At 61.9% G+C, this 24,009-nt stretch carries 22 protein-coding genes; 9 read left to right on the top strand and 13 right to left on the bottom strand.

Features of this window, described 5'->3' with window-relative positions; genetic code table 11:
* Nucleotides 1-32 precede the first annotated feature (32 nt).
* Nucleotides 33-296, bottom strand: coding sequence for a hypothetical protein (locus tag AB7G19_RS16760; protein ID WP_166340950.1), 264 nt, complete (start codon nt 294-296; stop codon nt 33-35).
* Between the two features lie 152 nt (nt 297-448).
* Here AB7G19_RS16760 and AB7G19_RS16765 point away from each other — a divergent pair, with 152 nt between their 5' ends.
* The 3 genes from AB7G19_RS16765 to AB7G19_RS16775 all read left to right on the top strand — a co-directional run bounded on the left by AB7G19_RS16765 (nt 449) and on the right by AB7G19_RS16775 (nt 3,758).
* Complete coding sequence (locus AB7G19_RS16765) at nt 449-2,065, top strand: alpha/beta fold hydrolase (protein WP_354096242.1); 1,617 nt, start codon at nt 449-451, stop codon at nt 2,063-2,065.
* A gap of 764 nt (nt 2,066-2,829) precedes the next feature.
* Nucleotides 2,830-3,078: a hypothetical protein gene (locus AB7G19_RS16770; protein WP_354102295.1), complete on the top strand. Its 249-nt coding sequence runs from the start codon at nt 2,830-2,832 to the stop codon at nt 3,076-3,078.
* Nucleotides 3,079-3,548: 470 nt separating this feature from the next.
* Nucleotides 3,549-3,758: a hypothetical protein gene (locus AB7G19_RS16775; protein ID WP_011087399.1), complete on the top strand. Its 210-nt coding sequence runs from the start codon at nt 3,549-3,551 to the stop codon at nt 3,756-3,758.
* Between the two features lie 545 nt (nt 3,759-4,303).
* Here the strand turns inward: AB7G19_RS16775 and AB7G19_RS16780 are convergent.
* Complete coding sequence (locus tag AB7G19_RS16780) at nt 4,304-4,468, bottom strand: hypothetical protein (protein WP_354122516.1); 165 nt, start codon at nt 4,466-4,468, stop codon at nt 4,304-4,306.
* Nucleotides 4,469-4,921: 453 nt separating this feature from the next.
* Between AB7G19_RS16780 and AB7G19_RS16785 the strand changes: the two genes are divergently transcribed.
* The 5 genes from AB7G19_RS16785 (at nt 4,922) to AB7G19_RS16805 (ending at nt 9,260) form a co-directional block, all read left to right on the top strand.
* On the top strand, nt 4,922-5,113 hold the full coding sequence (locus AB7G19_RS16785) for a hypothetical protein (protein WP_231142052.1): 192 nt from the start codon (nt 4,922-4,924) through the stop codon (nt 5,111-5,113).
* Nucleotides 5,114-6,947: 1,834 nt separating this feature from the next.
* On the top strand, nt 6,948-7,361 hold the full coding sequence (locus AB7G19_RS16790; protein WP_231145304.1) for a hypothetical protein: 414 nt from the start codon (nt 6,948-6,950) through the stop codon (nt 7,359-7,361).
* 128 nt (nt 7,362-7,489) lie between these two features.
* Nucleotides 7,490-7,966 (top strand): hypothetical protein, encoded by a 477-nt coding sequence (locus AB7G19_RS16795; RefSeq protein ID WP_354102296.1) that lies wholly within the window; start codon nt 7,490-7,492, stop codon nt 7,964-7,966.
* 15 nt (nt 7,967-7,981) lie between these two features.
* Entirely contained in the window at nt 7,982-8,644 is a 663-nt protein-coding gene (locus AB7G19_RS16800; RefSeq protein WP_231142055.1) for an SOS response-associated peptidase, read from the top strand.
* A 55-nt stretch (nt 8,645-8,699) separates the two neighbouring features.
* Complete coding sequence (locus tag AB7G19_RS16805) at nt 8,700-9,260, top strand: hypothetical protein (protein ID WP_231142056.1); 561 nt, start codon at nt 8,700-8,702, stop codon at nt 9,258-9,260.
* 337 nt (nt 9,261-9,597) lie between these two features.
* Here AB7G19_RS16805 and AB7G19_RS16810 read toward each other — a convergent pair whose 3' ends face one another.
* The 8 genes from AB7G19_RS16810 to AB7G19_RS16845 form a co-directional block, all read right to left on the bottom strand.
* Nucleotides 9,598-10,656, bottom strand: coding sequence for a hypothetical protein (locus AB7G19_RS16810; RefSeq protein ID WP_231142057.1), 1,059 nt, complete (start codon nt 10,654-10,656; stop codon nt 9,598-9,600).
* Nucleotides 10,657-10,726: 70 nt separating this feature from the next.
* A complete protein-coding gene (locus tag AB7G19_RS16815) occupies nt 10,727-11,077 on the bottom strand; it encodes a hypothetical protein (RefSeq protein WP_354102299.1) in 351 nt (116 codons plus the stop codon).
* Nucleotides 11,074-11,460, bottom strand: a complete 387-nt coding sequence (locus tag AB7G19_RS16820) for a hypothetical protein (RefSeq protein WP_231142058.1) — start codon at nt 11,458-11,460, stop codon at nt 11,074-11,076. The genes AB7G19_RS16815 and AB7G19_RS16820 overlap by 4 nt, the downstream gene beginning before the upstream one ends.
* A 137-nt stretch (nt 11,461-11,597) precedes the next feature.
* Complete coding sequence (locus tag AB7G19_RS16825) at nt 11,598-12,647, bottom strand: helix-turn-helix domain-containing protein (protein ID WP_231142059.1); 1,050 nt, start codon at nt 12,645-12,647, stop codon at nt 11,598-11,600.
* Nucleotides 12,644-14,320 (bottom strand): hypothetical protein, encoded by a 1,677-nt coding sequence (locus tag AB7G19_RS16830; RefSeq protein ID WP_441267972.1) that lies wholly within the window; start codon nt 14,318-14,320, stop codon nt 12,644-12,646. Before AB7G19_RS16830 ends, AB7G19_RS16825 begins: the two co-directional genes overlap by 4 nt.
* Before the next feature lie 124 nt (nt 14,321-14,444).
* Nucleotides 14,445-14,678, bottom strand: a complete 234-nt coding sequence (locus AB7G19_RS16835; RefSeq protein WP_231142061.1) for a hypothetical protein — start codon at nt 14,676-14,678, stop codon at nt 14,445-14,447.
* Between the two features lie 67 nt (nt 14,679-14,745).
* Entirely contained in the window at nt 14,746-15,201 is a 456-nt protein-coding gene (locus AB7G19_RS16840) for a hypothetical protein (RefSeq protein WP_231142062.1), read from the bottom strand.
* 125 nt (nt 15,202-15,326) lie between these two features.
* Nucleotides 15,327-16,511, bottom strand: a complete 1,185-nt coding sequence (locus tag AB7G19_RS16845) for a tyrosine-type recombinase/integrase (RefSeq protein WP_441267973.1) — start codon at nt 16,509-16,511, stop codon at nt 15,327-15,329.
* Nucleotides 16,512-17,383: 872 nt separating this feature from the next.
* Here AB7G19_RS16845 and AB7G19_RS16850 point away from each other — a divergent pair.
* Complete coding sequence (locus tag AB7G19_RS16850; protein ID WP_283016912.1) at nt 17,384-19,846, top strand: putative bifunctional diguanylate cyclase/phosphodiesterase; 2,463 nt, start codon at nt 17,384-17,386, stop codon at nt 19,844-19,846.
* Here the strand turns inward: AB7G19_RS16850 and AB7G19_RS16855 are convergent.
* From AB7G19_RS16855 to thrS, 3 genes are all read right to left on the bottom strand, one after another.
* Nucleotides 19,832-21,094 (bottom strand): serine hydrolase domain-containing protein, encoded by a 1,263-nt coding sequence (locus tag AB7G19_RS16855; RefSeq protein WP_441267974.1) that lies wholly within the window; start codon nt 21,092-21,094, stop codon nt 19,832-19,834. The two genes, AB7G19_RS16850 and AB7G19_RS16855, sit on opposite strands and share 15 nt — an antisense overlap.
* 63 nt (nt 21,095-21,157) lie before the next feature.
* Nucleotides 21,158-21,721: a nitroreductase family protein gene (locus AB7G19_RS16860; protein ID WP_028154760.1), complete on the bottom strand. Its 564-nt coding sequence runs from the start codon at nt 21,719-21,721 to the stop codon at nt 21,158-21,160.
* A gap of 93 nt (nt 21,722-21,814) precedes the next feature.
* Nucleotides 21,815-23,857, bottom strand: a complete 2,043-nt coding sequence (gene thrS / locus AB7G19_RS16865; RefSeq protein WP_166342400.1) for a threonine--tRNA ligase — start codon at nt 23,855-23,857, stop codon at nt 21,815-21,817.
* Between the last annotated feature and the right edge of the window lie 152 nt (nt 23,858-24,009).

The following is a 24,009-nucleotide window of genomic DNA, read 5'->3' on the forward strand; positions in this document are numbered from 1 at the left end:
GGCGAGGATCGAATTGAACTGATGTGGTCGTCTCACGCCTGCCAGAAGCGGCTCCATCGAGACCGTGCAGCGCGTTCGATGAGGTCATCGAACGGGCCGCGATAGAGACCCACATCCTTCAACGCCCGGTCGTCCAGCGGGCGCAGGGCGACGAGCGCCGCCCGGCGCTCGTGATGGGCAATGGCGGCGGCGATCCAACCGTTCAGCAGGCGCCGGAACCTCGCGAGAAGCAGCGGAATGCCTCGGCGCCCGAAGGGCGCCGCGAGGCTTGATGTGGATAGGGAAATCAGGGTCACGTGTTTGTGCCTTTTCAAATGTGCGCCGGGTAGCGCGTTGTCTCCTTTCTAGAGGACGGCGGTGAGCGGCTCGTCAGGGCAGGCGTGAAAAAACCGTCAAAAACGCGGTCGAGGCTGCTAGAATTGCGCCATTTGATGCCGAGAGGGTGGGAATGCCGCGGTTGACCTTGCTTGGTTCGTTTTCCATGGACCGGGGCGGGCCGGTCACCTTGCGCAACAAGAAGGCGCAGGCCCTCGTGGCATTTCTGGCCATGAACCCTGGGGTCGTCCATGTTCGTGAGCGGCTTGCGGCGTTGCTCTGGCCCGACAGTCACGAGGACGCTGCGCGACAAAGCTTGCGCCAATGCATCAGCATGCTGCGACATGATTGCGCCGAGCTGCCGCTGTCCGCCGATCACGACCTGCTTGGCTTCGATATCGGCGCCGTCACGACCGACGTCGTCGAATTCAAGGATGCAGTATCCGATCCGTCCATCGCCAATTTGAAACGTGCAGCGGAGTTGTATCGCGGCCCCTTTCTCGAGGGACTGAACGCGCGGTCCGATCTTTTCGACGAGTGGTTATTGGGCGAGCGGACCCGATTGCGCGCCGTCGCCACCTCTGCCTTCCATACGCTGCTGCGGGAATTACAGCTTATCGGCGCACGGGAGGAGGCGATCGCGTTGGCGCTCCGTTTGTTGGCGATCGATCCGTTGCAGGAAGAGGTGGATTGCGCCTTGATGCGGCTCTACTCCGAGCAGGGGCAGACCGCGTTGGCGTTGCGGCAATACAAGCGCTGCGAGGCGATCCTGCGCAAAGAGCTCAACGTCGAGCCGGATCAGGAGACGAGGGCGCTCTACCAGCAACTCCTGCGACATCGGTCGCAGCATCGGGTGCCGCCCGGGGATGTGGCCGCCGCTGAGCCGGCGGCTTCGCCGAGGCAGCTCAAGCAGAACGTTCGAACCTGCACCGCGCGCGACGGGGTGCGCATCGCCTATGCGTCGGTCGGCGCCGGGCCGCCGCTGGTGAAAGCCGCCAATTGGCTCAATCATCTGGAATTCGACTTTGCGAGCCCGGTCTGGCAGCACTGGATCGAGGCGTTGAGCCGCGACAACACGTTCCTGCGCTACGACGAACGCGGTACGGGCTTGTCGGACTGGGATGTCTTCGACATCTCCTTCGACGCCTTCGTGCGTGATCTCGAGACGGTCGTCGATGCGGCGGGGCTCGAACGTTTTCCCCTGCTTGGCATTTCTCAGGGCTGCGCGATCTCGATAGCCTACGCCGTGAAGCACCCGGAGCGTGTCAGTCATCTCGTTCTTTATGGCGGATACGCAAAGGGTTGGCGCCATCAGGACCCGTCAAACGTGGCCCGCCGGGAGGCATTGACAACTCTGGTCCTCGAGGGGTGGGGGCAAGAAAGTCCGGTGTTTCGCCAGATATTCACGTCCCTCTTCATTCCTGAAGCAAATGCCGAGCAGGCGCAGTGGTTCAACGATCTGCAGCGGATTACGACGTCGCCGCAGAACGCCTTCAAGCTTACGAATATCTTCGGCGAAATCGATGTGCGGCATCTGCTGCAGGATGTACGAACGCCGACCCTGGTGTTGCACGCTCGTGCCGACGCGAGCGTAAAGTTCACGGAGGGGCAGGAACTCGCTGCTCGGATTAAAGGCGCAACATTCGTTCCGCTCGAGAGCCCCAATCATATCTTGCTGGGGACCGAGCCGGCCTGGTCGGTATTTCTGGACAGTGTAAGAAGATTTCTCGCGCCCGATCGCTGTCGGTGATCGTGCTTATCGAGTTTTGCCCGACGGGCAAAACACCGAACTCAGGGCAGAACGCTGTCAATCGCCTTCAACGAAAATAATTCGCTTTATAAGAATTCGGAAACGGCGTATGTGTTGCCTCACTTCGGCCCAAGGAAGAGGGGCGTATCGCGATCGTCACGAACGCGGGCCGGGCGGCGGTGGACGTGGGCCACACTGGTGCGAAGGTGATCGCAGGGCGGGCAGCCGTGAGCGAAGCACGTCGCACGCACGACCGGTGTGATCCACGTACGGCCAGATCGTGTCGTCCTGGCGCCCGGGGTCTGTGCGCCAAGTCTTGTGGTGGTGCGTGTTGCCCAACCGGGCGCGCGCATCAGCCATCCGCAAGGCGACGGGGGCAATAGTGCATCGCTCCCCGGGGAGAGCACGACATACGCCGTTCCAACCACTGCGCATGAAGTGTTTGGCAACAAAAACCCTTTATAAATCAATGCGATGTGACTTTAGTGTCGTCATTTGTGTCGCGATCCGCTGAGCGACCGATAGCTGTGCATAATTCTACTTATACGCGGCCTGCATTGGTTGCTTGCATTCTGCTTTAGCCCTGCGCTGTAGTTGCAATTCCCTCGTTTCACAGGGGCGTTCGCTGGTGCGTCTGCGGGCTGGGCGTGTCGTTCGATGCGCGACGGGGCAGACACGCATCACGGGGCGTCCCTGCGGGTCTGTCGACGACGCCCGAGACGGTCTGCACCCGCTTCTGTTACGATCACCAGATGATGCGACCAATGACCGAGACGATCGTGCTGGCGCTGTTGATGCTCACGATGATCGGCGCAGCGCAGGCGCAACAGCGCACGATCTACGACGCTTCCGGCAGGGTCGTCGTTCGGTCGGCGACCGACAGCCAGGGCACGGTCACGAACTACGACAGCCGTGGCCGGGTCATCAGCCGGGAGACGACGACCGGCAACGCGACGACGATCTATGATGCGGGCGGTCGCAACGTCGGCAGGGTCACAACGAACCGACAATAGGGCACACCGCGATGCTGACCCACGCGGATGATCGGCGTGCGGCACCAGTGCGGAAGTGCTCGGCCTCAAGGGGCGAGCGCCATAAACGTTCGTATAGGTCCGTCATCCCTTACGTTAATTGAGCCGCTGATCACGATCGTCTTAGCTAGGGGCATGCGGTAGCCACCTCGCTATCGCTGCCCTCCTTGGGCGTTTCCTCCCTAGACTTGGGCCGCCTGTGGCAACGCAGGCGGCCTCTTCTTTTGAGATAAAATGGCGGCAACATGAAGCGACCGACCGATGTCCCCATTGCGATTGGGGGCCTCTCTGGACCCAATCGGGGCTGGGGTCCTCTGAGAGAGGGAAAGAAATGGGGGGACCGCGCGACGCGAACACAGGGTGTTCGTATGTCGGCGCGCCGAAATAATAATTATGGTATTATCGCATAATACTAGGCCGAGCCGGAACAATCCACTTCAAGGAGCGTGCCGATGCATGACGTAAGGGAAAAGCAACGCGAAGCCCGCCGGAAGATCATTCGCCAATGGGCGAAGCTTCCGAAGGATAAACGGCAGTCTATGGAGGGGATTTCTGAATTCGCCAGGACCGCCGCTCAGCAGAACGAGAAAGCATTCGTCCGCAGTCGTCGCGATCCGCATGAGAAGATCATGGGATGGCTATTGCCGCGTGCTCATCTCTGAACGACTGAGCCCTCTGCACATACCGTCTCCTGCACCGCAGTCTGATCGCCCGGTGCGATGGGACGCGCTCGATGACGTGGTGGACGTGATACGACGGCTCGACGCTCGCGTGGCCCGTCGTTTGCGCGCTGCCTGCCGCCGCCGCGTGGTGATTGCGCGATGCCGTGATGCCGTCCGCTGTCGGTTAGCGATGCCCAATGCTTGGCGTGCTGGTCGGAGCCATCACCGGGGGGTTGGGGACGGTGACGGCTCCGTGGTCTCATTGCACGCAGTGTCCCAGATGGGACGGAGGTGATGGTCCTCCCGACAGGTTAACGAAGTGCTAACGGGCACTGTCCGGTTGTCTGTGACCGATGCGACTGAAGTCAGCCGCGACGGCTGGTGGTGGCGCGATGACGTGATGCCGCGCCTGTCCGCGCCGTGACGATGGCGCGCGTAACGGTAGCAGCCTGCGACCGTAGATGACGTGATGCGCGCGACGGCTGGCGATGGTGACGCGGTGGCGCTGCGAGCCGCTGCCCGTGTGAACCAAGGCACTGAGGGCGTTACGCCCGCTTCGTCGTGACACTGTCGCGCTCGCCGTGGTGACGACGCGATGCCGTGATGCCGGTCCCGCCGAAAGGTTTCAGAAACGGAAGGGTTCGCTTGCGGATGGTGACGCGGTGGCGCTGGAGCGTAGGCTCCGCCCGCTGATGATCGATGCGCGACATTGAGAGCAGAGACATCCCCGACATATTCCCCCTCTGAAACTGGGGTCCTCTTAGGGGCATGGATTTGTGGGGGGACCGCGCAACGGCATGCCGTGAAGATATTTAACCCGGGTGTTATCCAGATTGCGTAGCCCAATCTCACAGTCACATCTTTCTGTGAGAGCCGGTTTTCGCCCTCGATCGTGGCTTCGAATTCGGGGGGGCGGCAACGCTCAAATCGGTCTGACCTGACGGGTTTGCCGATGGCGATGGCACTGCCGATCGGTTGACGACCGGCGGCGCTGGTGAAACAAATCCGGCGGCAGGTGGAGGCGATCAGGCGGCGCGCCATTTGGCGCAGGTCGAATACGGAAGCCGTGATCTTCATGGATTGGAACGCCGGGACCGGCACGGGTTTGATGGATTGCGCACCATCGCGGCGGCGCTGACCGTGCGCCGGATTGGAGGCAGCACATGATCATCGTGGACGAAGACGGCGAGATCATCGCCACAGCATCCGATGACCATACTCTAATCGGCGGCCACCACCGCCTCGCGGTGGCGGCTAGCGTTGGTAAAAAACTGTTCTGGCGACATACCGGCGAACCAGTGAAGCTTGATAACTTCTTCAAGCATTATGGAAGTTCTTTTCGACATTCAGCCTAAGCCGCTCGCCGAGCCTATCGTTGTTCGGGTCAACAGCAGACAAGCGCTGCCGAGCCCATGTTCGTTTGGTGCCACTACCGGAAGTGACCCGCTTCCGGTCATCAGTGCTGTCGTTAAAGGAGGGCCTTGGCAGGACGACGGGCGATAATGTCTCGCTCAACTTGCCCTGCTGCTTGACCGCCCACAACCGGTAGGCTTCGTCCGCTGGCGCGACCGTCGCAGGACGGCGGATCTGAGTGCAACAATGACATAGATCAAGACGGGGACGGGCAAAGCGAGTAAACTATTAAGTCTTGGGGCAGTCCAGCAAGCAAGGGAGGTAGTCATGATCTCTCGGCGGAAGCTTCTTTCTTCTTTGGGCTTGGCGACTGCAATAGCCGCGTTCCCGACCATGCTGTTGATCCCTGACGCGGAGGCGCAGACCGCTGGCATGGAAAGGCGTCAAGATCGACGTGAGGGGCGACGCGAGCGCCGCGAGGATCGCCGTGACGCGCGCCAAGTGCGCCGCGAGGGTCGCCGTGAAGCGCGCCAAGTGCGGCGCGGTGTTACGACGGAGCCAGGAGTTACGACGGGGACAGCTAAGTAGCTCGGCTGGAGCGTAGTGGGTCGATAGGTCCCCACCTCCGCTCATCGTCCCGGTGCAGTGCTTGTAGTAGCTCCAGCCTATGCGGCGCTGCCGCGAAACCGAATGTGAAGTCAGCTTTCGGGAGGCGGAGCAGACGAATTGTGCTCCAAGCGAGTTCTTCGGATTTTGACCCGGAGCGGTCATCGCCGTGTCAGATTTCGCCGTATCGCACAACACCGATGCCGTCCCACGACGGTAAAGGCCTCTTCCCATTCCGGGGGCGCATTTGAAGTGGGTGCCTATTGATCCAGATCAACGGCGAGACGCAAGGCGGCATGTCACGTTGTGTTTGATCATCGCCCGACAGGGAGAGAACAACATGACAAGAAATGCCAAGCTTCTTGGATTGATCGTGACTGCTGCGCTCTTCACGGCAGCTCCGTTGTCGCTCCATTACTCACCGGCGAAAGTGCTATCCGCATCCCTTGACCGTGCTGAAGCGCGAGTTGGGCGACCACTGACACCGATGAGCGTAGCAGGCGTTAATCGCAGGGTGCATCGGCGAGCTTACTATGGTGCAGCGGCGGGAGCTGCGGCTTACGGAGCGTATGGCTACCGCAGGGCTTGTGGATACGCTCCCTATCCGCCCTGCTATTGAACCTCTGGGCATGTCCGCTTCTGCGCCGCTACCGGGGGACATGCGGACATCAAGCACTCCGACCAACCAGATCAGCCCATTGCCGCGCTGCTTGATCGCCCATAGCCGGTAGGCTTCGTCCTCGTAGGGACATCGGCTGTCGGCGGCGGGACCAGCTTCGCGCCGACTTCGCGGAAGTAGTCGAGACCGCGCCCAAACTTGCGACCGGCCAGCGTGTGCTAAGTCCATCGGTGAAGCCCGGCTGATGGTGGGCAACGCGATCCGCGTCATGTGCAGGTCGCCGAAGTCCCGCGCGGGTTGTCACTTCGCTGCCGCCATCGGCTGCGGTCGCTGCTGGAGGACTTCGCACCGACGATACCGGACTGGGCCAGGGATCGGGCCGCTCCATCCAATAAAGGCGATGTTGGAGGGAGCGCGACGGCGACAACGACGACCTTGCCCGCGACCTTGGCCGCGACGATCGCGCGGGCCTGGGCAGGCCTGATCGTCGTCGCCGATGGCGCGGGCTGATGCCGATGCTGGGGGTGTCCCGCGCCGTTGTGCCCGTCGCGCTATTCACCGCAATCTGTAGCGGCTTGCCGGTCTCGCGCGGCCCGGCGATCTTGTCTCGCATGGGGACCAAATCACGCGAGACCCTTTACGGCGCGTCCGTCCGGGCGGCGGCAGAGCAAGCGGCGGAAGCGCGGAAGAAGGCTGACCGGCTCGCGGTTGCGGCGTGGAACGCACGTATGCTCGGCTTCCAGGGGCCAGCGCAGCCATCGCCGACCTTGGGCGATGCGCTCAATGCCGGTTACCGCTACCTCGAAGTGCGCTGTCTCGGGTGCGACACCAATCAGACCGTCGCCCTGGACATCGTGCGGCGACCGAAGGCGACGCCAATCCACGAGTTGGAGCGATACATGCGGTGCAAGGACTGCTCGCAGGTCCGGGGCTATCCGTATAAGCGCAGCCATCTGGTCGCGCTGCGACCGACGAAGATCAGCGCCAGCGATCCGCCGTCGCATTGGTGGCCGGGTGAAAGGTAGAACCAGTCCCAGGGCATTGCAACTTTTGTGGATCGAGCACCTTTCATTGCTCGCTCTGGTAACAGACGTGGTATCTTTCTACAGTGGTCCATATTGAACCCCGGTCCAGACAAGCAGGGCAGAAATAGATGGTGGCTGAGGTTTTCGCAGGTCTGAGCGCATTCAATTCAATGTTCAACATCGCGAAGTCGATGAAGGACATGAACGATGAAAACGTTCGCAACAAAGCTGTATCGGAGCTTTGGGAACATATCTTTACTGCCCAGACAAGGTACGCCGAAGCGTCGGAAAAAATTCATGAGTTGGAAGCGAAGCTGAAGACCTTCGAGGATTGGGAGGTAGAAAAGACGAAGTACGAGCTTGTTGAACTGGAGCCGGGCATTCGGGTTTACCGCACCAAGCAATCAGAAGCGGAAAATGGACCATCGGTCGAGGTGTGCATTAGTTGCTTCGGTGACCGGCACATCGGGATATTGCAGAGCCAGACTTGGAACCCCGGTAGATGCAACGTGCTGGTGTGCAACGACTGTGCGTCTGTCCTTTATCTAAACGGAAGTCCCCATCCCGACCACAAGACGTATAGGCCGACGCCATACAAGACCTGACCAGCCCGCGTCCGGATGTGCAACCTTTACAGCATCACGACCAACCAAGCCGCCATCATTGCGCTTTTCCGCGTGGTCAATCGCTATGTCGGCAATCTCGCGCCGATGCCGGGCGTGTTTCCGGATTATCCGGCTCCTGTGGTGCGCAACACCGACGCTGGGCGCGAGCTGGCCATGATGCGCTGGGGCATGCCACCGCCGCTGCGCACGGGCGGGCCGCCGGTCACGAACATCCGCAATACGTCATCACCGCACTGGCGCGGCTGGCTCAAGTCGGAGAACCGCTGCTTGGTCCCAGCCAACAGCTTCGCCGAGTACGCGCCGAAGCCGAACCCGGAGACCAAGAAGAAGGACGTCGTCTGGTTCGCGCTCGGCGATGACCGGCCCCTATTCGCCTTCGCTGGCATCTGGACGACGTTCAACGGTGATCGCGGCACGAAGCCTAAGCCGTTGCCGGGGCCACATCAGGTATACGGCTTCCTCACGACATCGCCGAACGCGGTGGTCGAGCCGATCCATCCCAAGGCTATGCCGGTAATCCTGACCACCGACGAGGAGCGCGACGTGTGGATGCGCGCGCCGTGGGATGAAGCGAAGGCGTTGCAACGACCGTTGCCGGATGATGCGCTCAGGATCGTCATGCGTGGCGCCGACAAGGAAGACACGGCTGCGGCATGAAGTTCGCCTCTGAATGACGGTCTGAATTCGAACCCCGCGAGCTAAGGACCTGCATATGTCCGACGAACCTAAGTTTCACGGGCAGGAAAACAAGGACGCGCACGCCCTTGCGATAGGCAAGATCGCTATGGGGTGGAACGAATTTCATGAAACGTTGGGCGAACTGTTCGCTAGGTTATTCACCAAATCTCATCACGCGACTGCGCTCGCGATTTGGCACTGCCTGGACAGTGATCGAACTCAGCGCAGATTACTCAGGGCAATGGCCGAAACGCAGCTCCAGTGGAATAAGAGGGGCCTTGAAGAGCTTATCTGGCTTCTAAACCAAACTGATCAGATGCTTTCTCAGCAGAGAAACGTCGGAATACACGCTCCGTTGATGTCTTTCACCGAAGCGGACGGCACCCACAAGATGCTCCCACTCTCTCATTTTGGAAATCGAAACGCCGCGCAAATAGAAGGGCGCGACATTCTGCTTGAGTATGGACACTACGAAAAACAAATTCGTCAAATTGGCGGATTTGCCTTTGCGCTGACATTCAAGCTTACGATGGGCAAAGACAATACTGACGACACATGGCCGCAGCGTCCTAAGCTGTCTGGTAGGCCGACCTAAAGCGTAGGCCGGGATGGCTCGCGTGTCCGATGCTTCATCGTCTCGAAGCGGGTCGACGCCCTGACCGTCAGCCACGTGGCCCGACGCCACGGTCTCGACACCGGGTTGCCGCCGTCGCGTTGGTTGGGCGGAGCAGCAGGAGCAACCACTCCGCCCGAGAGCCAGGGCATCCGCTGGCGGGATGCCTCGTTCTGCGCGCTGCCGGGCATGCTGCGTGCCCGATCGCGCGGTTCGTGATAGAGGTGGCGCGGGACAGGGTTGCTTGACAGAACCAGTCCCGCGCCCGTGCATGCCGGCGAGGAAGCAGGCAGCAGCCCTCCGACAGCACGATTGGTGTTCATCGGCGCAACGTCCACGAAAGCCCCGGCGATGTTTCCGGCGATGCGTCTGGGCGCGGTGTCGTGATCAGCCGCAGACCAAGCAGCGCAAGCGGGCTGATGTCGCCGCCGCGATGCTCGATCGACAGACCTTGCGCCTGCGCCGTCCAGACCAGCGCACACTCATCACGCTCGACCGCAAGCAAGTCGCCCTGCACCTCTGCTTCGCCCTTCTGACGCGCTTCGTGCGTCAATGCGGCCTTGTCGTCGGCTTCGGTACTGATCTCGCGATCAAGCGCGGCGATCAGAGCATCACGATGCAGCCATGCGACCAGCGCGAGCGCGTCGGCTGTTTCGGCGAAGGCAAGTGAACGACGCTCCGCGTGAACCTCCGATGTGAGGCTCTGCATCTGGAAATCCACCGGCCCATCAAGCTCGACAAGGCGCGAGACCGATGGCGCTCCACGCCGCGCCAGTGCCTCGACCTGCGCGCGCATCTGCGCCTTGGCGTAGCTCGACGGGAACGGTGCGCTCGCGATGCGATGCAGATCGGCGCGCAACTCGCGGACGCGACGGCGAAAGCGTTCGATGCCCGACAGAACGTCCTCGCCCTTGTTCAGCTTCGGCGGCTCGGTCTCAACCTCCTCAAGCGTGGTGCCGTGCGGCCTGCCATCGCGCAGCCAGCTCTCGCAGGCAGCCAGCGCGGCGGATGCTGCATGCCATGCCGCCGTCCGCACCTCTCGCAATTCTGTCAGTCGCTTCAAATCGGCAGTCATCTTTTCGAGATGCTTAATTGCGGTTTTGACGCGCGGGTCATCCGGCTTGAAGTTGAAGCCAAAATCCTGCGGGTGATCGGTCAGCCGCTTCAATTCATTCGCGGCTTCGATCTTCCTCGCGCTCGCTTCACGAACAGTCTCGAACTCTGGAATGAGCCGATGCGCATCGGCGGCACGCTGGCGCAGCAGCCGCAGCCGTTCGGCAGCAGCGGGGGGCAGCCACTCGATCACGTCGGGTTGCGACTGGAGATGTATCCCAGCAGAAAACGGTTGCGGGTTTGCGGGTCCAGGTTCGAAGCTCATGTGCGCCTCCATGATGATGATCGGAGACACACGGTGACGCAGGCAGTTGGCAAAAAATACCGGGGCCGTTTCAGCCCCGATCTCGCTCGCTTGCCCGCAGCACCTCGCGGACCAGCCTCTCGCTCGGCAGACGGTCACGGGCCTTCAGGATCATCCAGAAAAATTCCCGGATGGTGTTTCGATGGCGAGGGGGACAAAGCGCCTCTGGACCATCGTTGCGCCATGCGGCTTCTCGAAATCTCGTCAGTCCGGCGACCAGAATGTCCGCCGCTTCATTGTCGCTCAGTCCGATGCAATATCGATCCGCCGCCGCGATCAAATATCGGTCGCGCTCGTCTCGCGACAGCATTTCAGCGGGCGTGGGATGCCCGCGACCGACCGGAAACGCGCCTAGAAATGTTGATGGTCGAACCGGCTTCATCGTCGCGTGTCTCGAAGAGGCTCGAACCTCCCGTTGGGCACCACCGGCTGCAGCACCCCCGTTGCCTTACGCTCTATCACCTCAAGTGAAAGATCGCGAATAAGCCAGCACTCGCGACAGACCCCGAAGACGCTGGCGGTAGTCGGTTTAATGATTGCTGGCGTGGTGAGCAGCAATGCCCCGACATACTTCCTGCCTGACATCTGAACGCCGCAGGTGACGCATTCTCTATGTGGGGGTATCGAGAGACCATCACACCAGTAGCGTGCAGCGCGTTGCAAAAGTGGATGAGCATCGAGCGGATCATCGATATCGACCAGATAGGTCAATAGCGCACCGGACGCCTCGCGCCGGTAACGGCGACGTTCGTGACGGGTGCTCATGTCACCACCTCCCGGTCACGTTGCTCATGCGATCATGTCTGATCGTGGCAGTCTGGTCCAGCGATGACTATCCAGCCTTCGGGACGGGCCGGTGGTGTCTCTCGGTTCTCGTTCGGTCCTCATTGCCTGCCGGTCGGTCACTGGTGCGTGGCTTGGACGTGCAGGGTAACTGCAATCTCGTTCTCGATGTGGGCATGCGGGTCGTCCTCATTTGCGGCGGCATCGAGCGCATCGAGAACGCGCTGGGCAGCATCGAGCGCATCGAGCGCGCGCTCGGCATCGAGTAGCCTTGCGGTGAGTGCATCGAACCCAGCGCCAAGCACGTTGCGACCATGATCAAGCACGGCTGCGCGCTCGACATCGGCATCGGCGTCCGCGCCGTTCATGACGGGGCGACCTATATTTTTTGACGCGCTGGAAGGTGGTGGTTGTTTTTGCAATGCGACAGGTTCTGTCCGCGCGTCAGCGCGGGGGACAGGTGTCAGCGGCTCGGGAACCGGCGCGGCATCGACGGTGTCGAAAGCTGGGTTCAGAGGCGCGTCAGAGACGGTGGTTTCTGTCTCCGTTACATTCCCTCTTTCAACACGGGCAGACTGCGCGGCGGAGCCGCGCTCTAATGGAGTTAAATCACTAGGAGTTATATCTCTTAGGAGATGTGTCCCACTGATAGGGCGTTTGTTGCGGTCCAGATGGGACGTTTCTTGCGGTCCAGATGGGACATTTCCTGCATCATGGGTGGGACGTTTCTTGTGGTTTTTTGTCCCATGGGTGGGGCGTTTCTTGCGCGGGAAATGTCCCACTGGTGGGGCGATTTCGCCCTCCGGCATAGCGAGCCGGAACATGGTGGATTGCCCGTCTCTCCCCGGTCTGCCCTCCCGAACGACGAACAGCAGCCCGGCGGCGACAGCCTCCTTCAGCAGACGGTCAACGGTCGATTTGGTGAGACCGGTGTCGTCGGCGAGCGTCCGCGCACTGCGCCACGTCAGGCCGGTCTGGCTGTTCACCCCTTTCGGATTTGTGGCGATATTGATCGCGAGCTGGGCGAATGATCCTCCAACCATGCCAGCGGCAATGGCGACATCGACCTGCGCGAACCATGCCAGCTTGGCGGTCGCGCTCTTGATTGTGCCCCATGCCTCAACGGGAATTTCAAGGTCGGGGCGAGCGATGTGCTTGGCGCGGGTCATGATGCGGCTCCAGAACCGCCGTCGTGCTGCTTTTTAGCTTGCGATGGACCGGCATCACCCCGCGCTCGAAGTAAGTTTTTGAAGCTTTTGTTGGTGCAAGCCTTGCTGCAATAGACCTTTTTCGGATTGGCACCGTTGAAACTCTCGCCGCAGAACTGGCAGGTCTTGGGCACGATCCGGTCCGCAGCCAGACCGACCTCCTCGTCGTTGCCCCTGTGGGCGCGGTAGACATCGACCTGCTCGACATAGTCGCGCGTCGAAGCGTACAGGGCGTCGTCGTCCTCATCACCTTCGGCAGGTTCGGGCCAGTCGAACAGCTCCGCGTCGGGCACGGACTCATCAAGCGCGGCCTTCATTCGCGCGAGCACGCTTTCGGCCTGCATGATGAGGCGGTGCTCCATCTCTGCGATTTCGGGACGCCCCCGCTCCAGAGCCTCGTTATAGATGCGCCACGCTTCGGCAACGGCACGCCGATAGTCGGCTGCGGCGGGGTCATTGATCAGCTCGAACGCCGCCGCGATCCGCTCGCGGTCCTCATTGAGGCTCCTGAGCTGTTCGGAGAACTGCTGCTCAATCTCGGATCGGGCGCCGTCGAGTTCATCCCGGTACTGCTCGACCGCATGCTCGACCTCTTCATCGAGATCGTGGTCATAGTAGCGGTCAATGAATTCGACCAAGATTTCCCGCAGCACGCCGGGGTGCGTGGCTTCAAGCGCATCGAGTTCGGTCGCACCGCTGCCGTAGCGCGCCTCGAAGCCCGCCGCCCTGTTCTCTGTCTTTTTGATCGGCGTCCGGGGCAACTGGTATTGCAGGCATTGCGCCTCCGTCAGAGCAAGAGGTTCGAGGCGGATGTCGAGGTCAACGTCAGACTTCTTGGCAAACCAGTCGATTTTGACGGCGGCGGCAATCGGCATGCTGAGACCGGCAGGATCGAAGTCGCTGATGTAGCCGATGCGCACGGGCTTGCCGCTGGCGATGGCACGTTCGACAAGGTCCTTGCACGCCGTGGCCGAGACCTCGCCGATGAACCGTGCAACATTTACCCTGAACTCTTGGCTGAGGGGCAACAAGACCTCGTCCATCGAGGACTTCTCGATCCAGATTTCGAGATGATAAGGCTGGCCGATGCTCGGCTCTTGGCTGAACAACACCTCCGGCAAATTGACATCCGGCGGGGCATAGGACGGGCCGAAATCGCGGCGTTCGACACTGCCGCCAATGATTTCAATTTCAGCGGCGGTGTCGTCGTCGTCGCTACGGTTGATGACCGGCTCCGGGTTGCGCCGGTCGATGACCACGTCCGTGGAGATCAGGTCGAGATAGCGGGCATCGCGGATGGCGTCGCACAAGCGGTTAAAGCAATCGAAGCTGTTCACATATGGCGCGCCGTCCACCTGCAGGATCGGCGGCTCCTGCGACACAAGTCTATAGTGAACTCTCCGGACATGGACGCGGGAGCGGATGTCGAAGCGCTCGAAAATGTCCGCGATCCAGTACGCATGCTTGGATCGGAAATCGGCTTCGGCCATCCACGGGTCGTTGGGCGAGCCCAAAGTGTAAAGGGTCTCTTGGCGACGACGCAGTTTCTCCGCCAACGCAAACAGGTCAGCGCGACCTTTGGGATGGCGCGGAGCGGGGACGTCGGTGTCGCTCGCCTCATATTCCGTAGTCATGGTGGCCTCCCTTCAGTTGGAGGCCGGGACTTGCGGCAAATCGCGCGCTGGTCCATATGCAGGGGCAGTTTCAAGTGCCTCAAAGATATGGCCGGGCCCGCTGTGTTCGCAGCGCCCCGGCTTTTTACTGGACTTCGGCGGCGCTGGCGGCTTCGCGCTCAGCGCGCCAGCGAGCAGCGGATTCCTTTGAAATCAACACGCGCGTGCCGATGCGGAACGTCACGGGCATCTGGTCTTTGAATTTGTAAAAAAGCTGAGGGCTGATGCCGTGGCGGTTGCAAAACTGGACGATGCTGAAGGCGTCGGGTTCGTCTCCACCTGCAAATGCCTTGCGGCCAGTCACTTCGGCGCGTGCCATACTTGATCCTCCGAACGCGTGTCGATGCGCAGAAGATCACCCGAAATTGTGCGGAAGTATTTCCGAGTTAACGGCCACTTAACTTGGAAGTCGCTGGAGGTTCGGTCGGCATTGCCTCGAACAGCTTTCTCGCCGGATTGTCGTTGTAATAGAAATCGCGCGCCGTCCCCATCGAGATGTTGAACTTCTTGCCGACCCGTTCGAACAGCGCGTTGTCAATGGGCAGGTTCTCCTCCCTGTGAAGTGTGATCACTTCCCAAGCCACAGCCGGTTGCAGCGCCAGACGCATCTTGCGACTGGAAATGCGCTCGCGCTTCCGCTCGACATCGAATGCCTGATCGAGCGACTTTATCTCATAGCGGAGAAACGGATCGAGGCGGGCAATGAGGGCTTCGCGCATCCACAACGGCATCTTGTCGCCGGACCTGCAAAAGAGGTCGAGAGCCTCAAGCAATGCCTTTGGGTCGCCAGCTTCAAAGCGCCTGCGGAAACCCTCAATCGTTAGGTCTGTGAGCTTACCCATGCTGCGCGCCCATCTTTTCGATGGCGGCATCGGGTGTATGCTCGGCTGTAGCCTTGCCCATGTGTTCATCCCACTGGGTTGGTCAGATCGGGCGGGGCGTTGGAAGCGCCCCGACCCGATCGCTATCATCGCACCATCGCGACCACGTTGCCAGCCGCAGGCGCAGGTTCTGACAGCAGCCCGGCGCGCGTGATGTCCTCGATGGAATGCTCGGTGATGTGCTTGCTGTAATGCTTTTCGATCATCGCGACGCTGGTGTTGTGCAACGATGCTACCAGTCGGATCGGCACGCTCATCTTCAGCATTCTAACGATGCTCGAATGCCTCAAGCAATATGCCGTCACGTCGGCAGGATCGAGCCCGATGGCGGTGACGACCTTGTCCACTTGGCGGTGATAGTTTTGGCCAGGATTTTTGTCCCACGGACTGGCGTCGCTCTGCATCAGCAGCGGCGCATCGTCGGCACGACCCTTAGCCGCCAATTTCAGCCGTGTGGCTAATTGCACCGTAATCGGGACGCTGTAGCGCTCGATCTTTTTCTGGCTGCGGTTTCTGCCGCCGCCCTTGGCGGACTTTGGCATCATGACCTTTGGGCGGATCGGGTGGTCGTGCAGGTCCTCGACGCGGAGGCGGACAGCTTGGCTTGGCCTCGCGCCAGTGATCGCCAGCGTCTCCATGAGCAAGCCGAACTTGTCATCAAGCCCATAGGCGGTGGCGACGAATTCATGAACCTTGTCGTCAGGGAGGATCACGTTGCGTGCCTCTGTGGCGTCAGGCAGACCGGCGAGCCCGGTTTCCCATTCCGCACGGTTCTTGATGCGCGCATCGTGCTGCGCCGCAAGCGCCAGCGCAGCGTTGACGCAGCGGCAGAGTCGGTTGATCGTGGCCGGTGCCATCGTGCCCAGCAGCCCGTCGCGCCATCGCTTTAACTCGGTGGCCGTGAGCAATGCCACCGGCTTCGACAGCAGCGCGGGCGTGAGATGCAGGCGCGGATGCTCGGCGTTGTAGGGGTTGGCGCTGCGGGCTTCCAGATCGCGCTTGTAGTCCTTCAGCGCACCGTCCACGGTGATCGGCGCGTTGCTGGCGCTGCCGTCCTCGCCGCGTGCCAGTTTCTTCGCCGCGTCCTGGGCCTGATAGAACGTCAGCACGGTCTTGGCGTCGGCATCCTCGAAGTCGTCGGCCAGCGCAAAGCCCTTGGTCCAATATGCGCCGTGCCCGTCGCTGGCCTTCAGCACCCATGTGCCGTTGGTCTTGTTGCGGCGGTACATCAGCGAGATGCCGCGTGCGAGCGTCGGCCCGCTGTAGGGCAACCGACGGACCTTCAATCGCAGCCGTGCGCTGCGGCTTTCGAGTGCGCTGAAACTGACTTTGCGTGCCATTGATCGTGCCCCGTGTCTCGCGAAGTGTCGCGATTGTGTCTGTAAATGCCTAGAGATGCGTATGGCATTATACGGAGATAAGACGTGAGGGATCAACGAGTTACGCTTTCTACGCGCCTCTCTACAAACCCATATGAGTATTTATTTTCCTCTGCGCAGGGAAGGCCGGGATGTCCTGGCTACACCTGTATGCCGCTGTGCAGACTTCTCACTACAACTCCGCACAGTGGACCTCGGGTGCCAGCGGGCTCCCGGTCTTCCCTGCGCCCTCTTTCATTCGAGGGTGAGGCGATCAGGCAAAGCTCGGGCGAAATGCGCCACGAGGATGCGAGCCCATGTCAGTCACTCAACGACGCTCTCGTGCTCCGGACGCTGCGCAGCACGAAGTGATGCGCTGCAGAGCCGGGGCCCATGCGTCAGTGTGTTGTGTCATCTGCTGGGTCCCGGCTCTGCACCGCACCGCTACGCGCTGCGTCGCGTCCGGGACTCGAGAGAGGCGGGCGCGGCTCCTGCGCACTCCGTCATTGCGAGCGCAGCGAAGCGATCCAGAATCTTTCCGCGGCGGCAGTCTGGATCGCTTCGCTGCGCTCGCAATGACGAGGATGAAGCAGCTGTGCAGCATAACTTCACTCTCACGCGCACGCATCGCATTTTAGGCAACCGTCATAGTCTCTAACGCGCACTAACCAACACCTGACTTAAAACTGTCATAATCGCCGAATGGAACCCGCGGCTGCGTCCTTTTTACACGGCATTAAGCGCGGCTGCATTGGATGCGCGGGGAAAGTGCGTTGGGGACTGCAATGACTGCCGCGAAGAAGATGCCGGGAAAACCGGCCGCCGAAATGTTTGACGACATCCCGGTGCTTCAACGCAAATGGCGTGCCGCGTTGAAGCCGGGCGAACGGCTGCCGCGCTATGAGGACGTGATGCTTGGGAGCCTCGGACGGCTCGCCGACCACATCGCGCTGCTGAAGAACGATGGCGCGCTCGAATTGTCGCGCAGCGGGCGTTACGTGCAGAAATGGCTCGGCGAGGAGCGCTGGGATATCCCGGTCGCCGAGCTCTCGCCCGATTGCGCCACGGCGCTGTCGGAAGCTGTGGCGAGCGCGCTCGAGAACGGACGTCCGCACCAGGCCAGCGCGCATTGCGTGCGCGACGGCATGGTCCGGACCTACGATGTGCTGGCGCTGCCGACCGCCTCCCGCTGGGGCGCCACGCTGGTTGGCGCCTACATCAACGAGCGCGGCGCGCAATACAATCTCTTGGACGCGATCTTCTCGTCGACCGATGACGCCGTGGTTTCGCTGGCGACGCTGCGCGATGCCGCAGGCAAGCCGTTCGATCTCCAGATCGTGCATCACAACAAGAGCGCCGGTGCGCTGCTGAAGGTCGCGAGCGCGGGCCTGTTGTGGCGGCGGATCGGCGAGGGGAACACGCTATTGGCCGCGCCCGAAATCATGGACTTCCTGCTCAAGGTCGTCTCCGGCGGCCGCGGCGAGCAGCTCGAGATCGAAGACGACGGACGTTACCTTCGGCTCAGTGCCACCGCCTTCGCCGATCTGGTCTCGCTGACGATCTCCGACGTCACCGCGTTGAAGCGGCGCGACGCATCGTTTCGCCTGCTGTTCGACAACAACCCGATGCCGATGTGGGTGTTCGAGGCACAGACCAAGGAATTCCTCAGCGTCAACGATGCCGCGGTCCAGCATTACGGCTACAGCCGCGCCACCTTCCTGCGGATGAAGCTGCACGAGATCTGGCCCGAGGACGAGTGGGACAGCCACGCCGAGGCGCTCGAACGCATCGGCGACACCTATCATTCCTCGCGCAACTGGCGCCATTTGTGTGCCGACGGCAGCGAGATCGAGGTGCTCACTTTCGGCCGCCGCGTCGCCTTCGACGATCGCGACGGCTATCTGGTCGCGGTGGTCGACATCACGGAGCGGCGCAAGGCCGAGGCGCGGATCGCCCACATGGCGCACCATGACGGGCTCACCGATCTGCCGAACCGCGAACATTTCCAGCAGTGCTTGAAGCAGGCGCTCGACCAGGCCGGCGGAAAACGGGTCGGCGTGCTCTATATCGATCTCGACCTGTTCAAGAACATCAATGATTCCTTCGGGCATCCGGTGGGGGATCGCCTGCTGAAGCAAGTTGCCGAACGCCTCACCACCGCGGTCCGCGGCGGCAATCTCGCGGCCCGGCTTGGCGGCGACGAGTTCGCCGTGATTCTGGCAGCCGACGTCTCGCCGAACGAAGCCAGCGCCTGCGCGACCTTGCTGATCGACATGCTGAAGGCGCCCTACGATCTCGACGGCCAGGAGATGGTGATCGGCGCCAGCATCGGCATCGCGCTGTCGCCCGGCGACGGCACGACGTCGGAGGAGCTGATGCGCAATGCCGACATGGCGCTGTACCGGGCGAAGTCCGACGGCGGCGGCGTGCACCATTTCTTCGAGCGCGAGATGGACCTCCAGGCGCAGAAGCGCCGCGACATGGAGCTCGATCTGCGCCGCGCTTTCGCCAATGGCGAGTTCGAGCTGCACTACCAGCCGCTGGTGTCGATCGCGTCCGACCGCATCTCCGGCTTTGAATCGCTCTTGCGCTGGCGTCATCCCGACAAGGGCATGATCTCGCCGGCGGAATTCATTCCGGTCGCCGAAGACATCGGCCTCATCACCCAGCTCGGCGAGTGGGTGCTACGCGAGGCCTGCGCGGAGGCGGTGAAATGGCCTGTCGACGTCAAGGTCGCAGTCAATCTGTCGCCGGCGCAATTCCGCAGCCGCAACCTGGTCCAGGTCGTGATTTCCGCGCTTGCGCAGTCCGGCCTGTCGCCGAAGCGGCTCGAGCTCGAGATCACCGAGTCGATCTTCCTGGCAGAGACCGATGCCAATCTCGCCATCCTGCATCAATTGCGCGAGCTCGGCGTCAGCATCTCCATGGATGATTTCGGCACCGGCTATTCCAGCCTGAGCTATCTCCGTAGCTTCCCGTTCGACAAGATCAAGATCGACCGTTCGTTTGTGAAGGATCTGGCGCAGCGGCCCGATTGCGTCGCGATCGTGCGCGCCATTTCGGGGCTTGGCCGCAGCCTCAACATCACCACGACGGCTGAAGGCGTCGAGACCGAGGATCAGCTCGACTGGCTGCGCGCCGAAGGCTGCAACGAGGTGCAAGGGTTTCTGTTCAGCGCGGCGCGGCCCGCCGCCGAGATCGCAAGGCTGCTGGCCGATTTCGGCCAGCGCGCCTCACGGGCGGCGTAGTCCTTCAGGATAGCAGCCGTAGACCAGTTCCTTGAAGGCGGGCGTGATGCGGCTGCGCTCGTTCTGGGTCTGCTGCATCAAGAGGTAGACCATGTCGAGCTTGGGATCGACGCCGAAATAGGTGCCGCTTCCTGAGTCCCATTTCAATTCGCCGATCGATCCGGCCGGTGGCGGCTTCGCATTGCCGGGATCGGTGCGTACACCGATGCCGTAGCCATAGCCAAAACCGTCGCCCGGGAAATAGAAATAGTCGCGCCCCACGCCGGAGCCGGGCCCGACGTGATCGGTCGTCATGGCCTTGAACACGGCGGGGCTGAGGTAACGCTTGCCCTCGAACTCGCCGCCATTGAGCAGCATCTGCGAGAAGCGCTGATAGTCGGTGATGGTCGAGAGCAGCCCGCCGCCGCCGGATTCCCATTCGGGATGGTCGAGGCGGTCGCGCTCGCCGGCGAGCAGGACCGGGTCGCTCGGCAGCGGCCGCGCCATCCGGGCGCGCTCCTCCGGCGTTTTCAGCACGAATTTGGTGCTGTTCATTCCGAGCGGATCGAGAATGCGCTGCTTGAGGAATTCATACAGCGTCTGGCCCGAGATGATCTCGATGACGGCGCCGAGCACGTCGGTGGAATGGCCGTAGCGCCACAGCGTTCCGGGCTGGCGCGTGAGCGGCAGCTTGGCGATGCGGTCGGCGAATTGCCTGTTGTTGAAGGGCCCCTCGAAAATATTGGCGGCCTGGTAAACCTGCATCACCCATGGGGCGCCGATATAGTCGTAGCTGATGCCCGAGGTCTGCCGCAGCAGATCCTCGATGTTGACAGGACGGATCGACGGCTCGAGTTCGACCTTCGAGGTGCCCTCCGGCTCCACGCCCACTTTGGTGTCGGCGAAGAGCGGGACGTATTTCGACACGGGGTCGGTGAGCGCGAGCCTGCCCTCGTCGATCAGCATCATCGCGCCGAGACACGTGATCGGCTTGGTCATTGAGTGGATGGCGAAGATCGTATCCGGCGTCATGGCGAGGCCGGTCCTGGTGTCGCGCACGCCGAAGTTCTTGAGGTAGACCGGCTTGCCGTGCTGCTGCACCAGGACCACCGCGCCCGGCAGGCGGCCAAGCGTCACCTCGTTGTCAAAATAGGCGGTGATGCGGTCGAGCCCGTCAGCCGACGGAGTAGGGATGTTGGTGGCGGCGCCGCCTCGCCCCATCGTGCCGGCCAGCAGCGCGGCCCCGACCAGAAATTCACGACGCTTCATCCGGGCTTCCTCCCTCGCCGGGATCAAAGCCGCAAGACGCTGGAGGCGTCAACAATACATCGATTAAAAACGCGTCACGATTTCCGAAAGGAACGGTCGCGGACGGTCTTCGCTGGGCTTGGTCGGCGTGCCGATATGGACGAGGCCGGCGAGCTTTTCGTCCGGCTTGAGGCCGAGGCCGTCCAGCACGTCGCGATCGAAGGCGAACCAGCCGGTCAGCCAGCAGGCGCCGTAGCCGAGCGCGGTCGCGGCCGTGACAATGTTCATGACGCTGGCGCCGGCCGACAATTCCTGCTCGAACGCCGGCACCTTCGGATGCGGCTTGGTGAAGCTGACGATACCGATCACCAGCGGCGCGTCGGTGAGGCGTTTGCGCTCGGTCTCGATGTTCGCCGCCGGTGCGTCCGGATTCTTGCGGGCAAAGACCGTCGCGATGACCTCGCCGGCCCGCTCGCGGGCGTCACCCTCGAAAATGATGAAGCGCCAGGGCGCGAGCTTGCCGTGGTCGGGCACGCGCGCACCGATGGTGAGGATGGTTTCGAGCTCGGCGGGGGAGGGGCCGGGCCCGGTCATCTCGCGCGGCTTGACCGAGCGACGGGTTTTCAGGAGTTCGATGGCGTCGGGCACTGCGATGTCCTCTTCGGCTGGTCGTCGGGCGTGCCATGCCGAGATAAGCATGCACGCCCGCAACCGAAAGCGAGTTTAGATCGATTTCAGGGATCAGGCCGCCTCGCGCGCCCGCCGGACGTCCGGTGGGGTGGCCTCGTCGACGAGGGCGGCGAGCGCCTCCACCGTCGTCATCACCTTCTGGCCTTCGCTGCCGAGCCGGCGGACGGAGACCGACTGCGTCTCGGCCTCCTTCTTCCCGCACACGAGCAGCGCCGGAATCTTGGCCAGCGAGTGCTCGCGGACCTTGTAGTTGATCTTCTCGTTGCGCAGGTCGATCTCGGCCCGGAGCCCCGCGCGCCGGACCTGTTCCAGCACCTGCTTGGCATACTCGTCGGCCTCCGAGGTGATGGTGGTGACCACCACCTGCACCGGGGACAGCCAGAGCGGGAAGTTGCCGGCATAGTGTTCGATCAGGATGCCGATGAAGCGCTCCATCGAGCCGCAGATCGCGCGATGCACCATCACCGGCGCCTTCTTGCCGCTGTCATGGTCGATGTAGAACGCGCCGAACCGCTCCGGCAGGTTGAAGTCGACCTGCGTGGTGCCGCACTGCCAGTCGCGGCCGATGGCGTCGCGCAGCACATATTCGAACTTCGGCCCGTAGAAGGCGCCTTCGCCCGGATTGATCTCGGTCTTGATGTGATTGTTCTGCGACTGGATCTCGCGCAGCACCGTCGCCATCACGCGCTCGGCGTGATCCCACATCGCATCGGTGCCGACGCGCTTCTCGGGCCGGGTCGAGAGCTTCACCGTGAGATCGCCGGTGAAACCGAAATCGGCATAGGTCGACAGAATGAGATCGTTGATCTTGAGGCACTCGTCGGCGAGCTGATCTTCCATGCAGAAGACGTGCGCGTCGTCCTGAGTGAAGCCGCGCACACGCATCAGGCCATGCATGGCGCCGGAGGGCTCATAGCGATGCACCACGCCGAACTCGGCGAGGCGCAACGGCAGGTCGCGGTAGCTCTTCAGGCCGTGCTTGAAGATCTGCACGTGGCCGGGGCAGTTCATCGGCTTCAGCGCAAACCAGCGCTTGTCTTCGGCCTCGTCACCGGCGGACTGCGCCGCGAACATGTTCTCGCGATACCAGCCCCAATGGCCCGAGGTCTCCCACAAGGACTTGTCGAGGATCTGCGGCGCATTGACCTCGCTGTAGTCGCCGGCGAGGCGCCGGCGCATATAGGCGATCAGCTGCTGGAAGATGGTCCAGCCCTTGGCGTGCCAGAACACGACGCCCGGACCTTCTTCCTGGAAGTGGAAGAGGTCGAGCTCGCGCCCGAGCTTGCGATGGTCGCGCTTTTCGGCTTCCTCGATCTGCTTCAGATAAGCGTCGAGGTCCTCCTGCTTCGCGAACGCCGTGCCGTAGATGCGGGTCAGCATCGGGTTGTTGCTGTCGCCGCGCCAATAGGCGCCGGCCACCTTCATCAGCTTGAAGGCGTTGCCGACCTTGCCGGTCGAGGTCATGTGCGGGCCGCGACAGAGATCGAACCAGTCGCCCTGGTAGTAGATCTTGATCGGCTCGTTGCCGGGAATGGCGTCGACCAGCTCGACCTTGAACGCCTCGCCCTTGTCGCGGAACACCTGCTTGGTCTTCTCGCGGTCCCAGACTTCCTTGGTGAAAGGTTTGTCGCGCGCGATGATCTCGCGCATCTTCTTCTCGATTGCGGCAAAATCTTCCGGCGTGAACGGCTCGTTGCGGAAGAAGTCGTAGTAGAAGCCGTTCTCGATCACGGGACCGATGGTGACTTGCGTGCCGGGCCACAGCGTCTGCACGGCTTCCGCGAGCACGTGGGCGCAGTCGTGGCGGATCAGCTCGAGCGCGCGCGGATCGTCGCGGTTGATCAGCTCGATCTTGGCATCGGCTTCGATGGGATCGTCGAGGTCGGCGACCTCGCCGTCGAGCGCCATCGCGACCGTGCGCTTGGCCAGCGACGGCGAAATGCCCTTGGCGATCTCGAGGCCGGTGATGCTCTTGGCGTATTCGCGCCGGGCGCCGTCGGGGAAGGTGAGGGTGATCTTTTCGGGCGGGGTCACGGGTCTCAGATTGCTGAGGCTGTATTGAAAGCCGGATTCGGATTTGGGCTGGTCGGTCATGCTTTTCTCCTGAGGCTCACTCCTGCGAACGAGCGCAGGTAAGCGGGAACGAGCGATATATCAGGCGATTCGGCCTGTGCAATCCGGCATTTCCAAGAAAGTCGCGCGCAAAAGCTTGGGCGATACTCCAACTATTTCGCAACGCGCCCTTT

Origin of the sequence: Bradyrhizobium sp. 215_C5_N1_1, from assembly GCF_052075935.1 — a bacterium.
Taxonomy (GTDB): domain Bacteria; phylum Pseudomonadota; class Alphaproteobacteria; order Rhizobiales; family Xanthobacteraceae; genus Bradyrhizobium; species Bradyrhizobium barranii.